Origin of the sequence: Cobetia sp. Ld8 (assembly GCF_045066615.1) — a bacterium.
Taxonomy (GTDB): Bacteria; Pseudomonadota; Gammaproteobacteria; order Pseudomonadales; family Halomonadaceae; genus Cobetia; species Cobetia amphilecti.
Genome location: NZ_JBISHF010000008.1, coordinates 236,861 through 253,516 on the forward strand (window position 1 = coordinate 236,861; position 16,656 = coordinate 253,516).

12 protein-coding genes and 1 tRNA gene are annotated in these 16,656 nt (G+C 61.6%); 5 read left to right on the plus strand and 8 right to left on the minus strand.

The features are described from left to right. Positions 1-14 precede the first annotated feature (14 nt). Positions 15-956: a methyltransferase domain-containing protein gene (locus tag ACJJV2_RS11970; RefSeq protein WP_405281123.1), complete on the minus strand. Its 942-nt coding sequence runs from the start codon at positions 954-956 to the stop codon at positions 15-17. A gap of 212 nt (positions 957-1,168) precedes the next feature. Between ACJJV2_RS11970 and ACJJV2_RS11975 the strand changes: the two genes are divergently transcribed. After that, on the plus strand, positions 1,169-2,338 hold the full coding sequence (locus tag ACJJV2_RS11975) for a glycosyltransferase (protein ID WP_405281126.1): 1,170 nt from the start codon (positions 1,169-1,171) through the stop codon (positions 2,336-2,338). Positions 2,339-2,693: 355 nt separating this feature from the next. Here the strand turns inward: ACJJV2_RS11975 and ACJJV2_RS11980 are convergent. Together ACJJV2_RS11980 and ACJJV2_RS11985 are read right to left on the minus strand one after the other, a co-directional pair. Further along, positions 2,694-2,770: transfer RNA gene (locus ACJJV2_RS11980), tRNA-Arg, on the minus strand. Between the two features lie 191 nt (positions 2,771-2,961). After that, the gene (locus ACJJV2_RS11985; protein ID WP_405281129.1) at positions 2,962-5,313 is read right to left on the minus strand and encodes an EAL domain-containing protein; all 2,352 of its coding nucleotides are present in this window, start codon (positions 5,311-5,313) and stop codon (positions 2,962-2,964) included. A gap of 481 nt (positions 5,314-5,794) precedes the next feature. Here ACJJV2_RS11985 and ACJJV2_RS11990 point away from each other — a divergent pair, with 481 nt between their 5' ends. Continuing rightward, a complete protein-coding gene (locus ACJJV2_RS11990; protein ID WP_405281132.1) occupies positions 5,795-6,655 on the plus strand; it encodes an alpha/beta fold hydrolase in 861 nt (286 codons plus the stop codon). A 159-nt stretch (positions 6,656-6,814) separates the two neighbouring features. Here the strand turns inward: ACJJV2_RS11990 and trpA are convergent, their stop codons facing one another. Continuing rightward, a complete protein-coding gene (gene trpA, locus ACJJV2_RS11995; RefSeq protein WP_405281135.1) occupies positions 6,815-7,654 on the minus strand; it encodes a tryptophan synthase subunit alpha in 840 nt (279 codons plus the stop codon). 126 nt (positions 7,655-7,780) lie between these two features. Next, positions 7,781-9,022 (minus strand): tryptophan synthase subunit beta, encoded by a 1,242-nt coding sequence (trpB, locus tag ACJJV2_RS12000; RefSeq protein WP_054554923.1) that lies wholly within the window; start codon positions 9,020-9,022, stop codon positions 7,781-7,783. 223 nt (positions 9,023-9,245) lie between these two features. On the opposite strand from trpB, the gene ACJJV2_RS12005 reads away from it, so the two are divergent. Next, on the plus strand, positions 9,246-10,169 hold the full coding sequence (locus tag ACJJV2_RS12005) for a LysR family transcriptional regulator (protein WP_405281139.1): 924 nt from the start codon (positions 9,246-9,248) through the stop codon (positions 10,167-10,169). Positions 10,170-10,567: 398 nt separating this feature from the next. Here ACJJV2_RS12005 and ACJJV2_RS12010 read toward each other — a convergent pair whose 3' ends face one another. Further along, on the minus strand, positions 10,568-12,358 hold the full coding sequence (locus ACJJV2_RS12010) for a putative bifunctional diguanylate cyclase/phosphodiesterase (RefSeq protein ID WP_405281142.1): 1,791 nt from the start codon (positions 12,356-12,358) through the stop codon (positions 10,568-10,570). A gap of 694 nt (positions 12,359-13,052) precedes the next feature. Here ACJJV2_RS12010 and ACJJV2_RS12015 point away from each other — a divergent pair. Continuing rightward, positions 13,053-13,919 (plus strand): 2OG-Fe dioxygenase family protein, encoded by an 867-nt coding sequence (locus tag ACJJV2_RS12015; protein ID WP_084589647.1) that lies wholly within the window; start codon positions 13,053-13,055, stop codon positions 13,917-13,919. Between the two features lie 605 nt (positions 13,920-14,524). Beyond that, positions 14,525-15,142, plus strand: a complete 618-nt coding sequence (locus tag ACJJV2_RS12020; RefSeq protein WP_054554925.1) for a LysE family translocator — start codon at positions 14,525-14,527, stop codon at positions 15,140-15,142. 182 nt (positions 15,143-15,324) lie between these two features. Here ACJJV2_RS12020 and ACJJV2_RS12025 read toward each other — a convergent pair whose 3' ends face one another. Further along, positions 15,325-15,924, minus strand: coding sequence for a YceI family protein (locus tag ACJJV2_RS12025; protein WP_043336921.1), 600 nt, complete (start codon positions 15,922-15,924; stop codon positions 15,325-15,327). A 65-nt stretch (positions 15,925-15,989) separates the two neighbouring features. Next, positions 15,990-16,532 carry a cytochrome b gene (locus ACJJV2_RS12030; RefSeq protein WP_405281147.1) on the minus strand — a complete coding sequence of 181 codons (543 nt, stop codon included), beginning with the start codon at positions 16,530-16,532 and terminating at the stop codon, positions 15,990-15,992. Between the last annotated feature and the right edge of the window lie 124 nt (positions 16,533-16,656).

The window sequence follows — 16,656 nt, forward strand, 5'->3', positions numbered from 1 at the left end:
GTGCGGGTGCCGCCTCAGGCCGGGCGCACCAGCTCATAGTGCAGATAGCGGCCCAGATAGACGAAGGGGGGCGTACGCCAGTGCTGACACTCGAGCGCCAGCAATTTCTGCATGTCAGCCTCGCTCAGCGGGTCGCGTGAGCGCAGATAATCGTGGAAGACGCGCAGCCCGGTCAGCTCACGCACCTCAAGCCCCGCCTCCGCGGCCCACTGACGTATCTCGCCATCGCGTAGCGGCGAGATGGGCGTCAAGCGCTTGCCGGTACCCCAGCCTGCCAGGCGCCCTTCCAGTACCTTGTCGAAATTGCCCTTGCTGACATTGGAAAACGCCAGCGCATCGCGATTGAAGACACTCAGCGACATGACGCCACCGGGCGCCAGCAACTTCGCGAGCAATGCAAAACCCTCCCGGGGATCGACCAGCCACTCCAGCACGGCGTGGCACACCACCACCGGCCACCGCTGATCAGTCTCGGCGGCGAAGCCCTGCAGATCACGCCCCTCCCAGACCAGTCGCCCAGCGAACGGCTCATCATTCGACAGCGCGTCGGTTTGACCAGGCACTTGCGGATCTGACGCCGCCTGAGCCGCCCGGGATGGATCAGCCGTCGTACCAGCGGACAACCCCTGGCCTTGCGGCGCGGCAGTGCTCAGGAAGCGTTTCGCGCGCTCACGCATCTCGCCAGAGGGTTCGACCAGCGTGAGGTGGTGCCCACGCGTGAGCCACCAGTGGGCGGTCTGCCCGAGCCCCGCACCAATTTCCAATACCGGGGAAGGCGGCAGGTGCGAGAAACGCTCATCCATCAGACGCTGGGTCAGCGCAAGACGAACACGGCCGCGCTCCGTGGTGTAGAAACCACGTTCGAACTTGTCGGCCAGACCGTCGAAATGACGATCAGCGGTGGCACGGCGAACGCGAGAAGCGCCAGCGCGGGACGAGGTTTTCGGCTCAGGCATGGAGAATATCTTGGCGAAGGAGAAAGAACTGACGAAGCGATGGTGCAGATAATGCCTCACTCACTCGCCAAAGGCACTTCTCAGCGCGGATGAACTGCGCACTGAGGCCGCTGACGGCCCGCCGCCACGCATTTCCTCCGCCAAATGGATCGGCGTAGAATGGCGCCTGCATCGAGGGGCCAAGGAACGGCACATGGCGAAGGAGGGAGGTCATGAGCCAACGCGTCCTGCTAATCGTCCGCAAGCTCAACATCGGCGGTATCCAACGCAATACCGTCAATCTCGCCAATGTCTTGCACCGCGAAGGGCATGAGGTTCATGTACTGGTATTGAAGGGCGAACTGGAGCTCGTCCCGGATGCCGGCGTGCACCTTCATCAGGTCGACTTCGACAAGGCATTTCGCAAGACGGGCATCGGCCTGTTCTACGACCTGTTCACCCGCCTGCTGCTGGCTCCATGGATCAAGGGCTCAGAATTCGTCTGGCGGGGCTATTACGGCGGCCGCTATCTGCGCCGTTTCATCGCACGTCTGGAGAAGGAACACGGCCCGATCGATCGAGTCATCACGCGCGGCCAGGGCGCCTTCGAGACCTTCTGGTCGTGGCGGGACTCTCGCCTGTGGCAGGTGGCGGTGTCATGGCCCGGCGACCTGAAAGAGGGCTGGCAACAACGCTTCCTGTTGAGCCGCCTGTATAGCCGCAAGCAGGTCGTGTGCAACACCGACAATGTGCGCCAGCAACTGGAACACCTGCTGGACCATCACGGGATCAAGGCGGCGAGACTCGCGACCATCGGCAATGTCTGTGATCTGGATGCCATCGCCGCCATGGCAGAGGAAGAGGTGGAACTGCCCTCCCGCCCCTACGTGGTGCAGGTGTGTCGCCTCTCGGACGTCAAGCGTCAGGATATGCTGATCAAGGCATACCTCGCCTCAGGCATCGAGGAAGACCTCGTCATCGTCGGCGATGGCCCCAAGCGGGAAGCCACTGAAGCGCTGATCCGCGAGCTGGGCGTCGGCGACAGGGTCCACCTGATCGGTAGCCGCCTGAACCCCTACCCGTGGATGAAGCACGCTCGCCTGTTCGTGCTCAGTTCACGCAGTGAGGCCTTCGGCATCGTGCTGGTGGAGAGCATGTGCTGTGGCACGCCGTGCGTGGCACCGGATGTCCCCGGCGGCATTCGCAATGTCTTGATCCATGATCAAGCGCGCCTGATCTCCGAAGACTCCATCGAGGCGCTGGCAGCCAAGATTCGTGAAGGTCTCGCCAACCCGCCGGCACTTGACTCGGATCCGGAGCTGATCGAACGCTTCCGCGATACCCGCATCATGCAGGAGTTTCTGTCCCTGCCCACTGATGCCGTGACATCAGACTCCCGCTGACACCCAAAGCCCTGCATTTATCGAGAGACTCTCTTGCAGGGCTTGTTCTTGCGCCCTCCCGCGACAATTGAGTGACAAGACGAATGACTGGCAAGACGATTGGCTGACAATCCGGTCGAGTGACAAAGCGATCGACAGACACGACGATGCGATGTCCAGACCAAGAGCCAGGGCATTGTTGATCGAGTATCGGATAGGGTAATCAAGTGCGGAAACCAAGCTCGGAAGTCGGGCCCGAAGTCAGGACAGACGCTGCTCACCGCAAGGGCCGAGCACGCAACGAACGGTACTGAGAAGCGATAAGACGATGACGCAGAAGGCAGAACAGACGACGTCGTCCAGAAGATGGGATCGCTGGCGCCCCCTGCAGGAGTCGAACCTGCGACCTGCCCCTTAGGAGGGGGCCGCTCTATCCAGCTGAGCTAAGGGGGCGTAGCGAGCGGAAGTATAAGCCATTGAAGTGGCGAGATAAACCCGACAATTGCTGCACCGTCAGCTTCACGCCCCTTCGTCGTCATCCACATGCTGGAGGCGCTGGAGCAATAACCTGAAGGCATGCTCCACGCCTGATTTCGGTGTCATGCTCCCTGGCTGGCTGAGACGGCCTCATGAACATGCCTCCTCTATCCTTTCGACAACCGGGCCTCCGCATCGCCAATCACCTCTGCCATCGGGCGCGGGCGCCCCAGCAGGTAGCCTTGGACTCGCGAGCAACCCATGCGCCGCAAGACTTCGAGTTGCTCCGTCTCTTCCACGCCTTCCGCCACGACATCAAGTGACAGGGCGCTCGCCATCATCAGCATGGCACGCACGATCTCATTGCCCGTGGTATGCGTGTCTGGCGCATCCTCGAGAGACAGGTCATTGATGAAGCTGCGATCTATCTTCAGCTCCTTGAGCGGCATACGACGCAAACGCGACAGATTCGAGTAGCCGATGCCGAAATCATCAATCGAGAAGCTCAGGCCCAAGGCTGCCAGCTGGTCAATCTTCTCGAGCATTGCCGCTTCATCATCCGTCGCCAGGCTCTCGGTAATTTCCATACGCAAGAGCTCAGGCGCGAAGTCATGTTGCGCCAACAGCCTGGTGACCTGCGGCACGAACTCGCTGCTACGGAACTGTACCTGACTGACATTGACCGCCATCGGTAGCGCATAGCCTCGGGCGGTCATGGCGGCAAGCTCGCGACAGACCTGCTCCAGCACCCAATGCCCCAGCTCGAGAATCAGTCCGGACTCCTCCGCGATGGGGATGAAAGTGGCTGGCGAGACCATCCCCAGCTGCGGGTCATGCCAACGCAGCAATGCCTCGGCGCCACACAATTGCGGCTCACCACTTTCGGGCAGGGAAAATTGCGGCTGGAGGTGGACGCTCAGCTGCTGGCGAGACACGGCCTCACGCAGCGCATGTTCCATCCGGGCGGCATCGATGATGCGCTGGCGCATCTCGGGCGCGAAGAAACACAGCCGTGCACGCCCGGCCCCCTTGCTCTCATAGAGCGCGATATCCGCTTGATGCAGGAGGTGACTCCAGGCATCGCCCTCTTCTCTATCGATCTCGGTGTGCTCCGCCTTGCCAGCCGGCAACACTTGCTGAGAGCAGGCGCCATAGCCTTCCTCGTGACGCGGATAGAGCGTGATGCCCAACGAGCCGGTCAACTGATGCGTTCGCCCTTCAAGCTCCAGCGGCTCCTGCAGTCGCTCCAGCATCTGCTCCGCCACCTGGCGCGCTCGGCTAGCCGCTTCGCGCGACCCACCGGCTCTCGGTGCCAGCAGCACGATGAACTCGTCTCCCCCATGGCGCGCGAGGAAGTCCTGCGGGCCCAGCATCTCTGCCAGACGCGAGGCGACCTGCTTGAGTGCCAGGTCACCGGCATCGTGTCCGAGGATATCGTTGAGACGCTTGAAGTGATCGAGATCCAGGAACATCAGCGCGCCCATCTCGCCGGGCTGGGCCTGCTCCGCCAGCTCACAGAGATGACGACGCACGAGGCGCCGATTGGGCAAGCCGGTCAACGAGTCGTGCAAGGCCTGATGCGTCAGTTGCTGGTCACGTCGATAGCGTTCAATCGCCAGTCTGGCCACCTTGACCGCCACTTCGAGCAAGCCATGGTGAGTCGCATCGAAGACCTCGCCTGTCTCGGCATAGAAGGCAAAGCTGCCCAGAGGGTGATCGTCGCCATCGAGAATCGGCATCGAGAGGCAGGCATCCAGTCCCAATGCATGCGGATGCTCACGGAAGCCCTCCCAGGCAGGTTCCTGCGCGATGGAAGGCGTCATGACCGGCTTGCGCCGCCACATCGCCGTCCCACAGGTGCCCACGCCTTCCCCGATCTTCAAGCCGCGGGTGAACAGCATGAAGCTTGCCGGCAGACTGGGCCCCTGACCTGCCACGATGGTGCGGCCCACATCATCCAGCAGCAACAACGAGGAGCGCACCTGAACCGCGGCGCCTTCGATGGTCAGGCACAGGTCTCGCAATGTCTTGTCCAGAGACTGGCCTGCCGCCACAGCTTCCAGCAGCTCAAGCTGGGAGTGGCTCAACATCAAGGCTCGGTGCATCTGGGTAATATCCGTCTGCAACCCCAGATACCCTTCCACCCGCCCCCTGGAATCCTTGAGCGGAATGCAGCGCAGCCGCAATCGCAGTGGTTGGCCATTGCTGTCGTAATGCACCAGCTCCTCATCGCTGGGTTCGCCGCGGCGGCGCTGTTCACGCAATCGGGTGATGACCAGCAGATCGGATGCCGGCCCCATCAAGAATTCACTGGGTACCTTGCCGATCACCTGCTGCTCTCGATAGCCGAGAAGCTGCTCAAAGGCGGGGTTGACCCAGCGAATGCGCCCTTCGAGGTCGTAGCAACAGACGCCGTTGCTGGTGTGATCCAGCAGCTGATTCAGCAAGCCTTCGGCTTCCTGGCCATTGGCGGGCCGGGAAGTGCTCGGCATGGTGCCAAACGATGTGGTGTCACTCACTGGCGTATCCTCAGCAGACTCCTCTGCGATCCTGGCTGGATGACATGCCGAGCCTTAGGACTCGGCGAATTACCAGCACCAGCGTGCCGGATCCTCGGCACCAGTATGCGGCCTATGTCTCAGTGATATTAACCCACTGCGATGCGTTGAATATGAGTCCAGCGTCATTCGATCGGCACTGGCGTCGATCATCATTCGGCTCTCGAGCGCCGCTCAGGCCTTTGAATCGAGCGCGTTCACTCCCACAACACTGATAGCACTCACATTTCAGATGCCCTGACAGCATGATCCACTCGGCTGCGTCGGGCGTAGTACACACATCACGCCATTCGCCACGGAGAGCCACTCCTTGAACGCTTTGCTGCCCTTTGTGTCAGTCACACTCTGCATGCTGCTCTCGGGATGCGGGCCGCACTACCTTGCGGCCAATGACATCCACCAGGCCCCTTACCTTGATGAATCCTCCGCCTCATCCCATCTCATGACCCGCGACGCCACGTCGCTGGCATGGGAGTCCTGGCACCCTGCGCAGGCAACCCCTCAACGCGCCATGCTGCTTGGCCTGCACAGCTACGGCGACTTCCGGCTGGCATATGCCGATCTGGGCCCGTGGCTGGCCGGACAAGGCATCGTGACATACGCCTATGACCAACGCGGTTTCGGGGAGTCCAGCCAGCAAGGGCGATGGCCGGAGTCCCCGTTGCTGGTCGAGGACCTGGTGGACGCCATCACAGTACTGCGCCAGCGCCACCCGAACCTCCCCTTGATCGTGGCGGGCGAAAGCATGGGCGGCTCGGTGATACTCAATGCCCTCGCCCAACATCCGGCGCTGTCGATCGATGGCAGCCTGCTCGCCGCCCCGGGCGTCCGCGGCGGCATCCGCTGGCGCTATCTGTACAACGCAGGGCTCTGGACGGCGGCGCACCTGATCCCCGCGACCAGCGTGGAGGTACCACGCAGGTACCCCGAAGGAGAACTCAAGCCCGCAGCCGCCAGGCGGTTGGCCGAGGATTCACGCGTCGTGCATTCCGTGCGCCTTGATGCCTATTACGGTCTGATTCGCTTCACGGATCACGCCAGCGATGACATCGCGGCGCTTTTTGCTGACACACGGCTGCCGCCCACCCTGCTGTTGCACGGTGATCGCGATGAGACCGTGCCCCGGGTGGCCATCGAGCGGCTGGTCAGCGACTGGCCGAGCGCCTCACGCGACACGCTCGAGATTCATTACCTGCCCGAGGCACCCCACCTGTTGCTGCAATGGCACGACAGTGAGCCGGTACGTGGGCGGATAGCACACTGGTTGGCCGAGATTCTGCCATCGCGTGCTTCACAAGAATGAAAGCAAGAGCGAGAGTAAGAACGAGGCGATGGACGTGACACGCCGCGTCGTGCCGATAGCACGTGCCCTACAAACAGCAACGCCCCGAACAGGGTTCGAGGCGTTGCTGTCTATCTAACTATCGCCCCTGCGAGGGGCATGCTGGCCGCTAACCAGTGATCACTGACGCGCGGTCTTCAGGGCGTCTGCCAGTTCACGGGTCAGGGCGTGCACGGCCTGAGTGCCCTGCTCCGGTGTCTCGGCATTGGCCTGCAGGTCGATCAAGGCAGAGCCGACCACCACACCGTCGGAGAAATGCCCGATCCGTGCCGCCTGTTCAGCGGTACGGATACCGAAGCCGACCGCGACCGGAATATCGGTATGTTCACGAATGCGACCGACCTCGGCCTCGACCTTCTCGGCAGTCGGTGCCGCGCCGCCGGTCACGCCATTGCTGGAGACGTAGTAGAGGAAGCCCGAGGTGTTGGCCAGTACACCCGGCAGACGCTCGCTGTCGGTGGTCGGCGTAGCGAGGCGAATGAAGCTGATGCCCGCTTCGCTGGCCGGGACGCACAGCTCGTCATCGTGCTCCGGCGGCAGATCGACGACGATCAGGCCGTCGACGCCTGCCTCGCTTGCCTGCTCGAGAAAACGGCTCACGCCACGACGATAGATCGGGTTGTAGTAGCCCATCAGCACGATGGGAGTGTCCTGATCGCGCTTGCGGAACTCGCTGACCATCGCCAGGGTGCGGTCCATGGTCTGGCCGGCCTTCAGGGCACGCTGGGTGGCATGCTGAATGGCCAGACCATCGGCCATCGGGTCCGTGAACGGCATGCCCAGCTCGATGACATCGGCGCCGGCGTCCGCCATGCCGAGGAAGGTCGCGAGGCTGGCATCGTAGCCGGGATCGCCCGCAGTGATGTAGGTCACCAGCGCAGCACGATTCTCGGCGCGCACGGCAGCGAAGCGACGGTCAAGACGGCTGCTGGCAGTAGTGTCGATAGCGGAAGTGCTCATCAATAGACTCCGAATTTGCTGGCCTGCAGGCATCGATTACACCTGCAGGCGAAGAAGGCATGGGGCGCTCAGACTCGATCAGCGACTGACGACTCTGACGCCGGGCAACACGTGACAGACCCGGGCTTACTCGCCGTCAGGGTTCAGGCCCAGTTCGTCGGCCAGGTGATGAGTCACGGTGGCCATGTCCTTGTCACCACGGCCGCTCAGGTTGACCACCATCAGGTGGTCCTTCGGCAGGCCCGGCGCACGCTTGATGACTTCCGCCAGCGCGTGGGAGGACTCCAGCGCCGGAATGATGCCTTCCAGACGGCACAGCATCTTGAAGGCATCCAGCGCTTCCTGGTCGGTCGCGGCGACATATTCGGCACGCTTGATGTCATGCAACCATGCGTGTTCCGGACCGATACCCGGATAGTCGAGCCCGGCGGAGATGGAGTGCGCATCGCCGATCTGTCCTTCTTCATCCTGCAGCAGGAAGGTGCGGTTGCCATGCAGTACGCCTGGCAGGCCGCCCTTGAGGCTGGCAGCATGACGCGGAGTCTCCAGGCCTTCACCAGCGGCTTCGACACCGATGATCTCGACGCTTTCCTCATCGAGGAACGGATGGAACAGGCCCATGGCGTTGGAACCGCCGCCGATGCAGGCGACCAACGAATCCGGCAGACGCCCTTCCTTCTCCTGCAGCTGCACGCGGGTTTCCTGACCGATGATGGACTGGAAGTCACGCACCAGCTGCGGGTACGGGTGCGGCCCGGCCACGGTACCGATGATGTAGAAGGTGTCATCGACGTTGGTGACCCAGTCACGCAGCGCCTCGTTCATGGCGTCCTTCAGCGTGCCATCACCGGCGGTGACAGGCACGACCTTGGCGCCCAGCAGCTGCATGCGCTGCACATTGGGCTGCTGACGATGGATATCGGTGGAGCCCATGTAGATCACGCAGTCCAGCCCGAAACGCGCCGCCACGGTGGCAGTCGCCACACCGTGCATGCCGGCACCGGTCTCGGCGATGATGCGCTGCTTGCCCATGCGGCGAGCGAGCAGTACCTGGCCCAGCGCGTTGTTGATCTTGTGAGCCCCGGTATGCATCAGGTCTTCACGCTTGAGATAGATCTTGGCGCCGCCCAGCTGCTCGGTCAGACGCTCGGCGAAATACAGCGGGCTCTGGCGGCCGACATAGTCCGCGGACAGACCAGCCAGCTCCTCGGCGAATGCCGGGTCCTGCTTGGCGGCTTCATACTCGCGCTGCAGGTGCAGAATCAACGGCATCAGCGTCTCGGCAACGAAGCGGCCGCCGAAATCACCGAAGAAACCCTTGGCATCAGGCCCTTGGCGCAGGCTGGGGGTAGCAGTCGTCTGGCTCATGCTGAACTCCTCGAATCGTGTCAGTGGCTGGTCTCACATACTGCGCAAGGCATCTGCGGGGCCAGCGATATGGTGATCATCCTAGCGCTGCAGGCACTGGAAGAAAAACGATAAATTCGCCAAGATGTGTGAGAAAATCTCACAGATGGTCGAGACGGTCATTGCCGCACAGCCACTCTTTCCATGCCAATGACACGTCCAGCACTTGCTCAGGAGACACACCATGGAGCGCACCGAGCTACTGCCTCCCCTCAATGCCCTGCGCACCTTCGATGTGGCAGCTCGCCATGAGAGCGCCTCGCGCGCCGCAGAGGAACTGCATGTGACCCACGGGGCCGTCAGCCGTCAGATCCGCCAGCTGGAAGACGCACTCGGCACACGCCTGTTCGATCGTGCCGGGCGTGGCCTGACGCTGACACAGGCCGGCCGTGAGCTGGCGACCGCGACCCGTCATCACCTTGGCGGTCTGGCACGCGTGTGCGGCGCACTGGCACGCAGTGATGCGCGGGCGCCCTTCGTGCTGAGCTGCCCGGGGTCGTTTCTGGCACGCTGGTTCATTCCGCGGCTGGGGGCACTCAAGGACGCCCTGCCGGAACTCGAGCTGCACCTGACCGCCAGTGATGACAACGAAGGGCTGCGCAATGGCGTGGACGGTGTCCTGCGCTTCCAGACGCCGCCCTTTGATGACGCCGAGCATCAGGAGACGCGCGTGCTGGGTACCGAGCGCATCGGGCCCGTCCTGCGGCCCGACAGCGAGTGGCTGAGCGAGGCATCCAGCCCCCCTTGCCCCGAGGTTCTGCTGGGCCTGCCCCTGCTGCATACCCGATCACGCCCGCAAGCCTGGCCGGATTGGTGCTCACGCCAGGGGCTGTCCAGTGAGGGGCTTGATTACGCGCAAGGTTTCGAGCACCTCAACTACCTGCTCGAGGCGACACTGGTCGGGCTGGGCGTCGGCATCGCGCCGGACTATCTGGTGGAGGAAGACCTGCGCAGCAAGCGCCTCGTGGCCCCCTGGGGCTTCGTCGAGACCGAGGCATGTCTGACGCTGACATTGCCGCAGGTCGGCCGCGCTCGTGCTCGCCATCCGCATGCCGAAGCGCTGGGCGAATGGCTCGCCCGGGAACTGGCGACGGCCCCGCCCCACTAGCCACACTTTGTGACAGGCATAAAAAAAGCCAGTCACAAGGACTGGCTTGCCCGGACATGTATCCAGAGGATAGCGCCGGAAAGATCGTGAATCCGCTCAAGGAACCATCGCAACCTGCAACGCAGGCTGGAAGCGAGGATGGGCGAACAACCCTGCGCATTGAACGACGCAGCCACCCTCGGCAGAAATGATCGAGGAGCCATGGCTGGCTCGACTCGAAGACTTCACGTCAGGTGGCCAGTCCTTATCCGAGATGGAGGACTCGAGATGAAGGGTGACGGCCTGACGCGTTTCAACTGTCAGCATCATATCTTTTAGTCCGCGAACAAAAAAGGGTCCAAACAGCAACAGACCTTTGCTGGAGAAGCACCATCAATCACTCGCATGGCCGACCGGTATCAGTGACAGCCAGGGGCTGCAGCGCCCTTGTCCGAGGCGAGGGCCCCCGAGGCGCGATTCGGCGGATTGTTGCTGCCGAGTAACAGGCGCTGAATGTCCGTGGCCGCCATCGGCTTGTAGAAGTAATAGCCCTGGATCAGGTCACAACGCATCTCGCGCAGCAACTCCAGCTGCTGTTCGTTCTCGACCCCTTCCGCGACCACCTCCAGCCCGAGGCGATGACCAAGGAAGACCGTGGCCTCCATGATGGCGCGGTCCTTGGGTTCCTGGGCGCACTCGATCACGAAGGAGCGATCTATCTTGAGCGCTGTCACGGGCAACAACTTGAGATAGCTCATCGAGGAATAGCCGGTGCCGAAGTCATCGATGGCGATCTTGTAGCCACGGTCGTAGAGCGCCCGCAGGCTGTCGCGCACCTTGATATCGGCATCGATCAACACGTTCTCGGTCAGCTCGATACCGATGTCCCGCGGTGTCAGCCCATATTCCTCGACGTAGGCCTCAAGGCGGGTGAAGACGTCCGAACTGATGGCCTGGCGTCCGGAGATGTTGATGTCGATCCGGTAGCCCTTCAGCCCCATGGCGCGCCATTCGGCCTGCTGACGACACGCCTGGCGGATGACCCAGTCTCCCAGACGCTCGATCAGATTGGTGCGCTCGGCGACCTTCACGAAGTCGGAGGGCGGAATATAACCCTCGGGAGAATGCCAGCGCAGCAGCGCCTCGAAGGATTCGATGCGCTCACTGCGCGCCGCCACCTGCGGCTGATAATGCAGCGACAATTCCCCACCGCCGTCCTGATTCAGCAGCGACTGCAGACGTCCGGCCAGATGGTGCTGGTGCAGCATCTCGTCTCGGACTTCTTGATTGAAGAACTGATAGCCATCGCGCCCGGCTTGCTTGGCACGATGCTTGGCGACATCGGCATTGCGTACCAGCTCGGCCGCTTCACTCCCATTCTCGGGATACAGGCTGATGCCGATGCTAAATCGCAGCAACAGCTGGCGCCCCTCGATCTCGAAGGGCCGCTGGAAGTCCTGACGAATGCGTTCGACCACCGACAGGGCATCGCTCTCGTAATCCAGACGTGGCATCGCCAGCACGAATTCATCGCCACCAAAGCGCGAGAGCAGATCCTGATTGCGCTGGAAGCCCTGGAGACGCTTGGCCACGCTACGGATGACGCGGTCACCCATCTCGTAACCGAGGGTGTCATTGATCTCTGTGAAATGATCGATATCGAGAAACAGCACCATCAGGGTGTCGTCATGACGCTGACATTCACTGAGCGCCTCGCCGAGTTCGCTCTCGAAGGTCTGCCGATTGGGCAGCTCCGTCAGGGGATCGAAACGCGTCATGTAATCCAGATCACGCTGGACCTTGCGCTCCCCCGCCAGATCGATGTCGATACAGAACATCAGCGGGTTGTCAGTGCGCTCTCCCAACATCACATGGTGGGAAAAGACAGGCACGGGAGCGCCTGACTTGTGCTTGAGCTCAAGTTCACTGGAGGGAATTTCGATACCTTGAGAGACCCAGGCATGGTGTGCGTCCACGACGACATCTGCCATCGTCTCCGGGATCACCAGAGTTTCCAGGCATCGCCCGCGAGCTTCCTGCTCGCTATAGCCGTATAACCGCTCGCTGGCCTCGTTCCAGTAGATGACGCGGCGCTGGCTGTCATAGCCCTGAACGGCGACGCGCGGCAGACTTTCCAACAGCTCTCGAAAGCGCTGATCACTGACGGGAAGTCCCTTGCTGGTCGAGAGGCCAACCATACTCGTCTGCATGACCGCCTCCTGCGTATGCTGATGATGTGACACCTGACGCTTGCGAGATAGCATGATGCCCGCAGTTGCGCCAAGAATCACCATCAGTAACGCGGTTGGCCATCGACCCAGCATGCTCTGGCCCGACATCACCACCACCATCAACGTCAATACCACGACAATGATGACGGGACGAGAGCACAGCATTCCGGCGGCCCTGCTGGCCTGGCGGAGCCCTTTAGCCATATTGAAGGATACCTCCGCTGCCGTCCTTCGCCTGTTCGCCGGACTTCGGCGGGGCAGATCAACTCGTGACGGGATGTCACTTCGAACGAGTTCTCACACACACAGAACGAGTCCTTATCGTCATGAGAGAAGTCTAAGGGCCTGCTGCGCGTAAACCCAGCGTCTTGCAGCGCCTCTCGAAAACTATCCTCAACGCTGCATGCAGTGTCAGACGACCTGAACCTGTGCTGCGCTGCTCGCCTGCAAAGGCGAAGAATAGCGTCAATGACTTACATAATGCCAGTCGATTAGATTACCCATGCCTTGATCTTGGCGATGCACCCATATTGATGATACTTGCGCAAGATTAGCGTGTTACCGCCATGGTACGGGTTTGACTATCTCGTGCACACCTTCCCATTCTCCTCGACGTTGCCAACGCAACACCTTCCATTTGCGCCCAAGCGCACAAAACGTCGAGGAATTTCATATGAACATCGCAAATCGTGGCGTACGTCAACTGGCCGACTCTTCCCGCAAGATCACCCTGGAACAGGGCGGCCTGGTGGAGCACTACCCGACCCCCAAGACGGACACCACCCCCTTGCGCCTGCCGCTTGCCTCGCAGTACTGGCCGGAGGCAGTCCACGAGGAGCTGGCACGCCAGCATTGGAGCAAGGCATCCATCACCTCCCAGATCGACCTCGAGGCCTGGCAGGGCTTCCTGAAGGACCTGCCGCGTGACCCCTACGTCAACACCCGCTGGAAGCGCATGTCCTGGCTGCACCTGAACGACCAGCATGAAGTCGAGACGCTGGGCGAATGTCCGATGGCCCAGGGCGGCAAGTTCAATGACGCCGCCAGCATGGCTGACCGTCTGCGCTATTACGCACCGCTGGAAGAGAGCTTCACCGAGCGCGAGGATGTGCGCGCCTTCGTGAAGGCCTGGGCCGACATGTGGGGTATCGGCCCGCGTGAACCTATCCTGATGCAGATCACCGGCGTGCGCGGTGATGGCACCATCGACCCTCTCCAGGGTCAGGGCATCCACGCCGATGGCTGCAAGTACCTGAGCATCCTGGTGCTCAATCGCGAGAATGTCAGCGGCGCCATCAACACCCTCTATCAGGACAAGGCAGGCAAAGAGCTGCTTACCACCACGGAGCTGGCACCGGGCGAGGTCCTGCATATCCACGATGACCAGCTGTTCCACAGTGTCAGCTCCATCACCCAGGAGAACGCCGGCGAGCACTTCGAGCGTTTCATCATCATCATCAACTGCTCGTTCATCGACGAGTTCCAGAACCGCATGCTGCGTCGTCATTTCCCGGACGCCGTCCTCAACGACTGCGAGTGAGCAACGGATTGCTCGCGAGCCATCGCAGCGAGACGCATCGCAGCTTGCGGCGTCGTCTCATCTGAAGTCCCGCCGCGCAGAAGCCACGATGCCGATGCCCCCCGATACGTGAAACCCTGTTCTGAGCGCCTGAGTCCCTGAGCGCCCAAGCGCCTGAGCACCTGAGTATCTAAGTGCCTAAGTGCCTCATGGCGTCAGACACAGGAAAGAAGAAGGAGAACCTGCCATCAGGTGACGCACTGTCACAAGATGCGCGCCGACGAAAACGTGCATGTGTAGCACCCAGCGCCAGCCGGGCCACCGGCTGGCGCTTTTTTATGCCACAGAGCGCCCGCTTCGCGCTTGTCTTGAATCATGCATCTGCCCTGTTACACGATTCTTCCTTCTTCTCTCTCTTCTCTCCTCTTCCTTCTGCTCTCTTCACTCTTTCCTTGTTCTCGCTTTCTCCTCCTTCATCCCCTCCTCTTGTTCTGCTCTCCCGCGCCGCCGCGCTTTGCATTACTCTGGTGTCTTGCGCTTGGCGCTCTCGCCTGTCGTCGAGACGCGCTTGATTGCATCGTCGCTGTGGCGGCGCTGCCCTCCCCTCTATGCATCAGGGACCTCTCATGACCTTTGAAAGCGGGCTGACCTTCTTCATTGCCATCTTCCTGTTTGGCATCACCCCCGGGCCTGGCATCCTGGCGCTGCTGGCGCGCGGCATGAGCCAGGGTGGCAACGCCTGCGTGCCGATGGCCGTGGGCATGAGTCTCAGTGATGTCTGCTACATGCTGGCGGCGGTGTTCGGCCTGTCGGCACTGGCCACGCATTGGGGCGAGGTCTTCGTGGTCATCCGTATCCTGGGCGCCGCCTACCTGCTCTATCTCGGCTACAAGTTATGGACGAGCTCACCGACGCTGGATGAGACTGATGTCCCCAGGCTACGTGGCAACTGGTGGAAAGGGTTTCTGCAGGGCTTTCTCATCTCGGCATCCAACCCCAAGGTCATCCTGTTCTATATCGCCTTCCTGCCCACCTTCATGGATATCACCCGGCTGTCCGGCAGCGATATCGTGATCGCCGCCGGACTCAACCTGAGCGCATTGCTGCTGGGCGTGGTGCCGGTGGGCTATCTCGCCGGGCGTGTCCGCCGCTATCTGCGTTCGGCGAAGGCGGTCAAACGCCTCAATCGCAGCGCCGGCGGCCTGATGATCGGGGCAGGCGGCTATCTGGCATTGCGCGGCTGACGCCTGAACGACGCTCCATGTGATGCGAGCGCCTTGCACAAACACAAACGCCCCTGCCGATTGGCAGGGGCGTTTGTGTCGAGAGGCATGGGGTCGGATTGCAGAGCGCTTGCGCTCAGCCCATAGCGTCAGTGCACACTGTCGGCGCTGACGTCAGCACCAGTGTCCTGCGCTTGCCGTCCTTACTGGCGGATACCTTCGATGACCAGGTACAGATCGACGGTGGCCGCATTCGGTCCAAGCTTGGATGTATCGATGCCGTAATCGGCGAGCTTCAGCGTGGTGGTGCCTTCAAAGCCCTGACGGTAGCCGCCCCACGGGTCTTCACCACCGCCGATATGATCCACATCCAGGGTCACGGGCTGCGTCTGGCCGTGCAGCGTCAGGTCACCCTTCAGCTTGCCGGAACCATCGCCGGTGGACTCGAAGCCGGTCGAGGTGAAGGTCGCCGTCGGATATTGGGAGACATCCAGGAAGTCGGCCGACTTGATGTGCTTGTCGCGTTCAGCGTGGGCGCTGTCCAGGCTATCGACATCGACCTCTACCGACACTTTCGCATCTTCCGGCTTGCCCTGGTCATAGGAGAAATCACCACTGAACTCCTTGAACTGCCCCAGCACGTATGAATAGCCCAGATGGCTGATCTTGAACTGGATGAAGGCGTGCTGGCCATCGGTATCGATCGTGTAATCGGAGGCCTGTGCCTGCCCCGCCATCAGCGGCAGCGACGCCGCCATGAGACCTGCCACCAGTGACTTGCCGAGGAAGGATGTCTTGTTCATGTTAGTGCTCCTTGAGAGGTTTCGTCACATCTGGCGTTCGAGCGTACCCAACGCCTTCCTTTTCGTCAGCGCAGCGGCCGAATCATGCGCCGCAACGTGTCCTGCCCATCCAGCAGGTGATGCTTGAATGCCGCCGCCGCATGCCCCAGCGACAGGATGATCAGCACACAGGCAGCATACCAATGCACCTCACCTGCCAGCGATGCCTGATCCTTCAGTCCCGAGATCACTGCCGGCACCTCGAAGAGATCGAATACCTTGATGCCTCGCCCGTCAGCGGTGGAAATGAGGTAACCCGAGATCATCACCACCAGCATCAGCACGTAAAGCAGCACATGCCCAACCAGCGCCGCGCGCTGTTCATTGCGCGTGCCGTGCGCCTGCGGGGTCGTCTGGCTCCAGCGCCAGGCGAGCCGCACCAGCGTCAGCACCAGCAATATCACCCCGACCGAGCGATGCCACCACGGACCGAGCTGGTACCAGGTATCGTAATAGCCAAGCGACGTCATCCACCAGCCCAGCGCGAAGAGCCCGACGATGGCCAGCGCCGACAGCCAATGCATCACGATGACAGGCCAGCCCCAGCCCCGTCGAGAATTACGCCACATGAGGTGCTCCTGATGACAGTCTTCACCTGACCATCGAGCTGACAGGTTCTTTGAGCAAGAGCTTAACCAGTGCCCGAACGGACGCCAACCCTTGCGGGCAACACCAGCGAAATTGTCCAGAGAC

Excerpts from the sequence above, each read along its gene's own strand:
- ACJJV2_RS12025 (WP_043336921.1), bottom strand. The coding sequence starts at position 15,924 with ATGAACAAGACATCCTTCCTCGGCAAGTCACTGGTGGCAGGTCTCATG.
- ACJJV2_RS11975 (WP_405281126.1), top strand. The coding sequence starts at position 1,169 with ATGAGCCAACGCGTCCTGCTAATCGTCCGCAAGCTCAACATCGGCGGT.
- ACJJV2_RS11970 (WP_405281123.1), bottom strand. The coding sequence starts at position 956 with ATGCCTGAGCCGAAAACCTCGTCCCGCGCTGGCGCTTCTCGCGTTCGC.
- ACJJV2_RS12010 (WP_405281142.1), bottom strand. The coding sequence starts at position 12,358 with ATGCAGACGAGTATGGTTGGCCTCTCGACCAGCAAGGGACTTCCCGTC.
- ACJJV2_RS12030 (WP_405281147.1), bottom strand. The coding sequence starts at position 16,532 with ATGTGGCGTAATTCTCGACGGGGCTGGGGCTGGCCTGTCATCGTGATG.
- ACJJV2_RS11990 (WP_405281132.1), top strand. The coding sequence starts at position 5,795 with ATGACCCGCGACGCCACGTCGCTGGCATGGGAGTCCTGGCACCCTGCG.
- trpB (WP_054554923.1), bottom strand. The coding sequence starts at position 9,022 with ATGAGCCAGACGACTGCTACCCCCAGCCTGCGCCAAGGGCCTGATGCC.
- trpA (WP_405281135.1), bottom strand. The coding sequence starts at position 7,654 with ATGAGCACTTCCGCTATCGACACTACTGCCAGCAGCCGTCTTGACCGT.
- ACJJV2_RS12020 (WP_054554925.1), top strand. The coding sequence starts at position 14,525 with ATGACCTTTGAAAGCGGGCTGACCTTCTTCATTGCCATCTTCCTGTTT.
- ACJJV2_RS12005 (WP_405281139.1), top strand. The coding sequence starts at position 9,246 with ATGGAGCGCACCGAGCTACTGCCTCCCCTCAATGCCCTGCGCACCTTC.
- ACJJV2_RS12015 (WP_084589647.1), top strand. The coding sequence starts at position 13,053 with ATGAACATCGCAAATCGTGGCGTACGTCAACTGGCCGACTCTTCCCGC.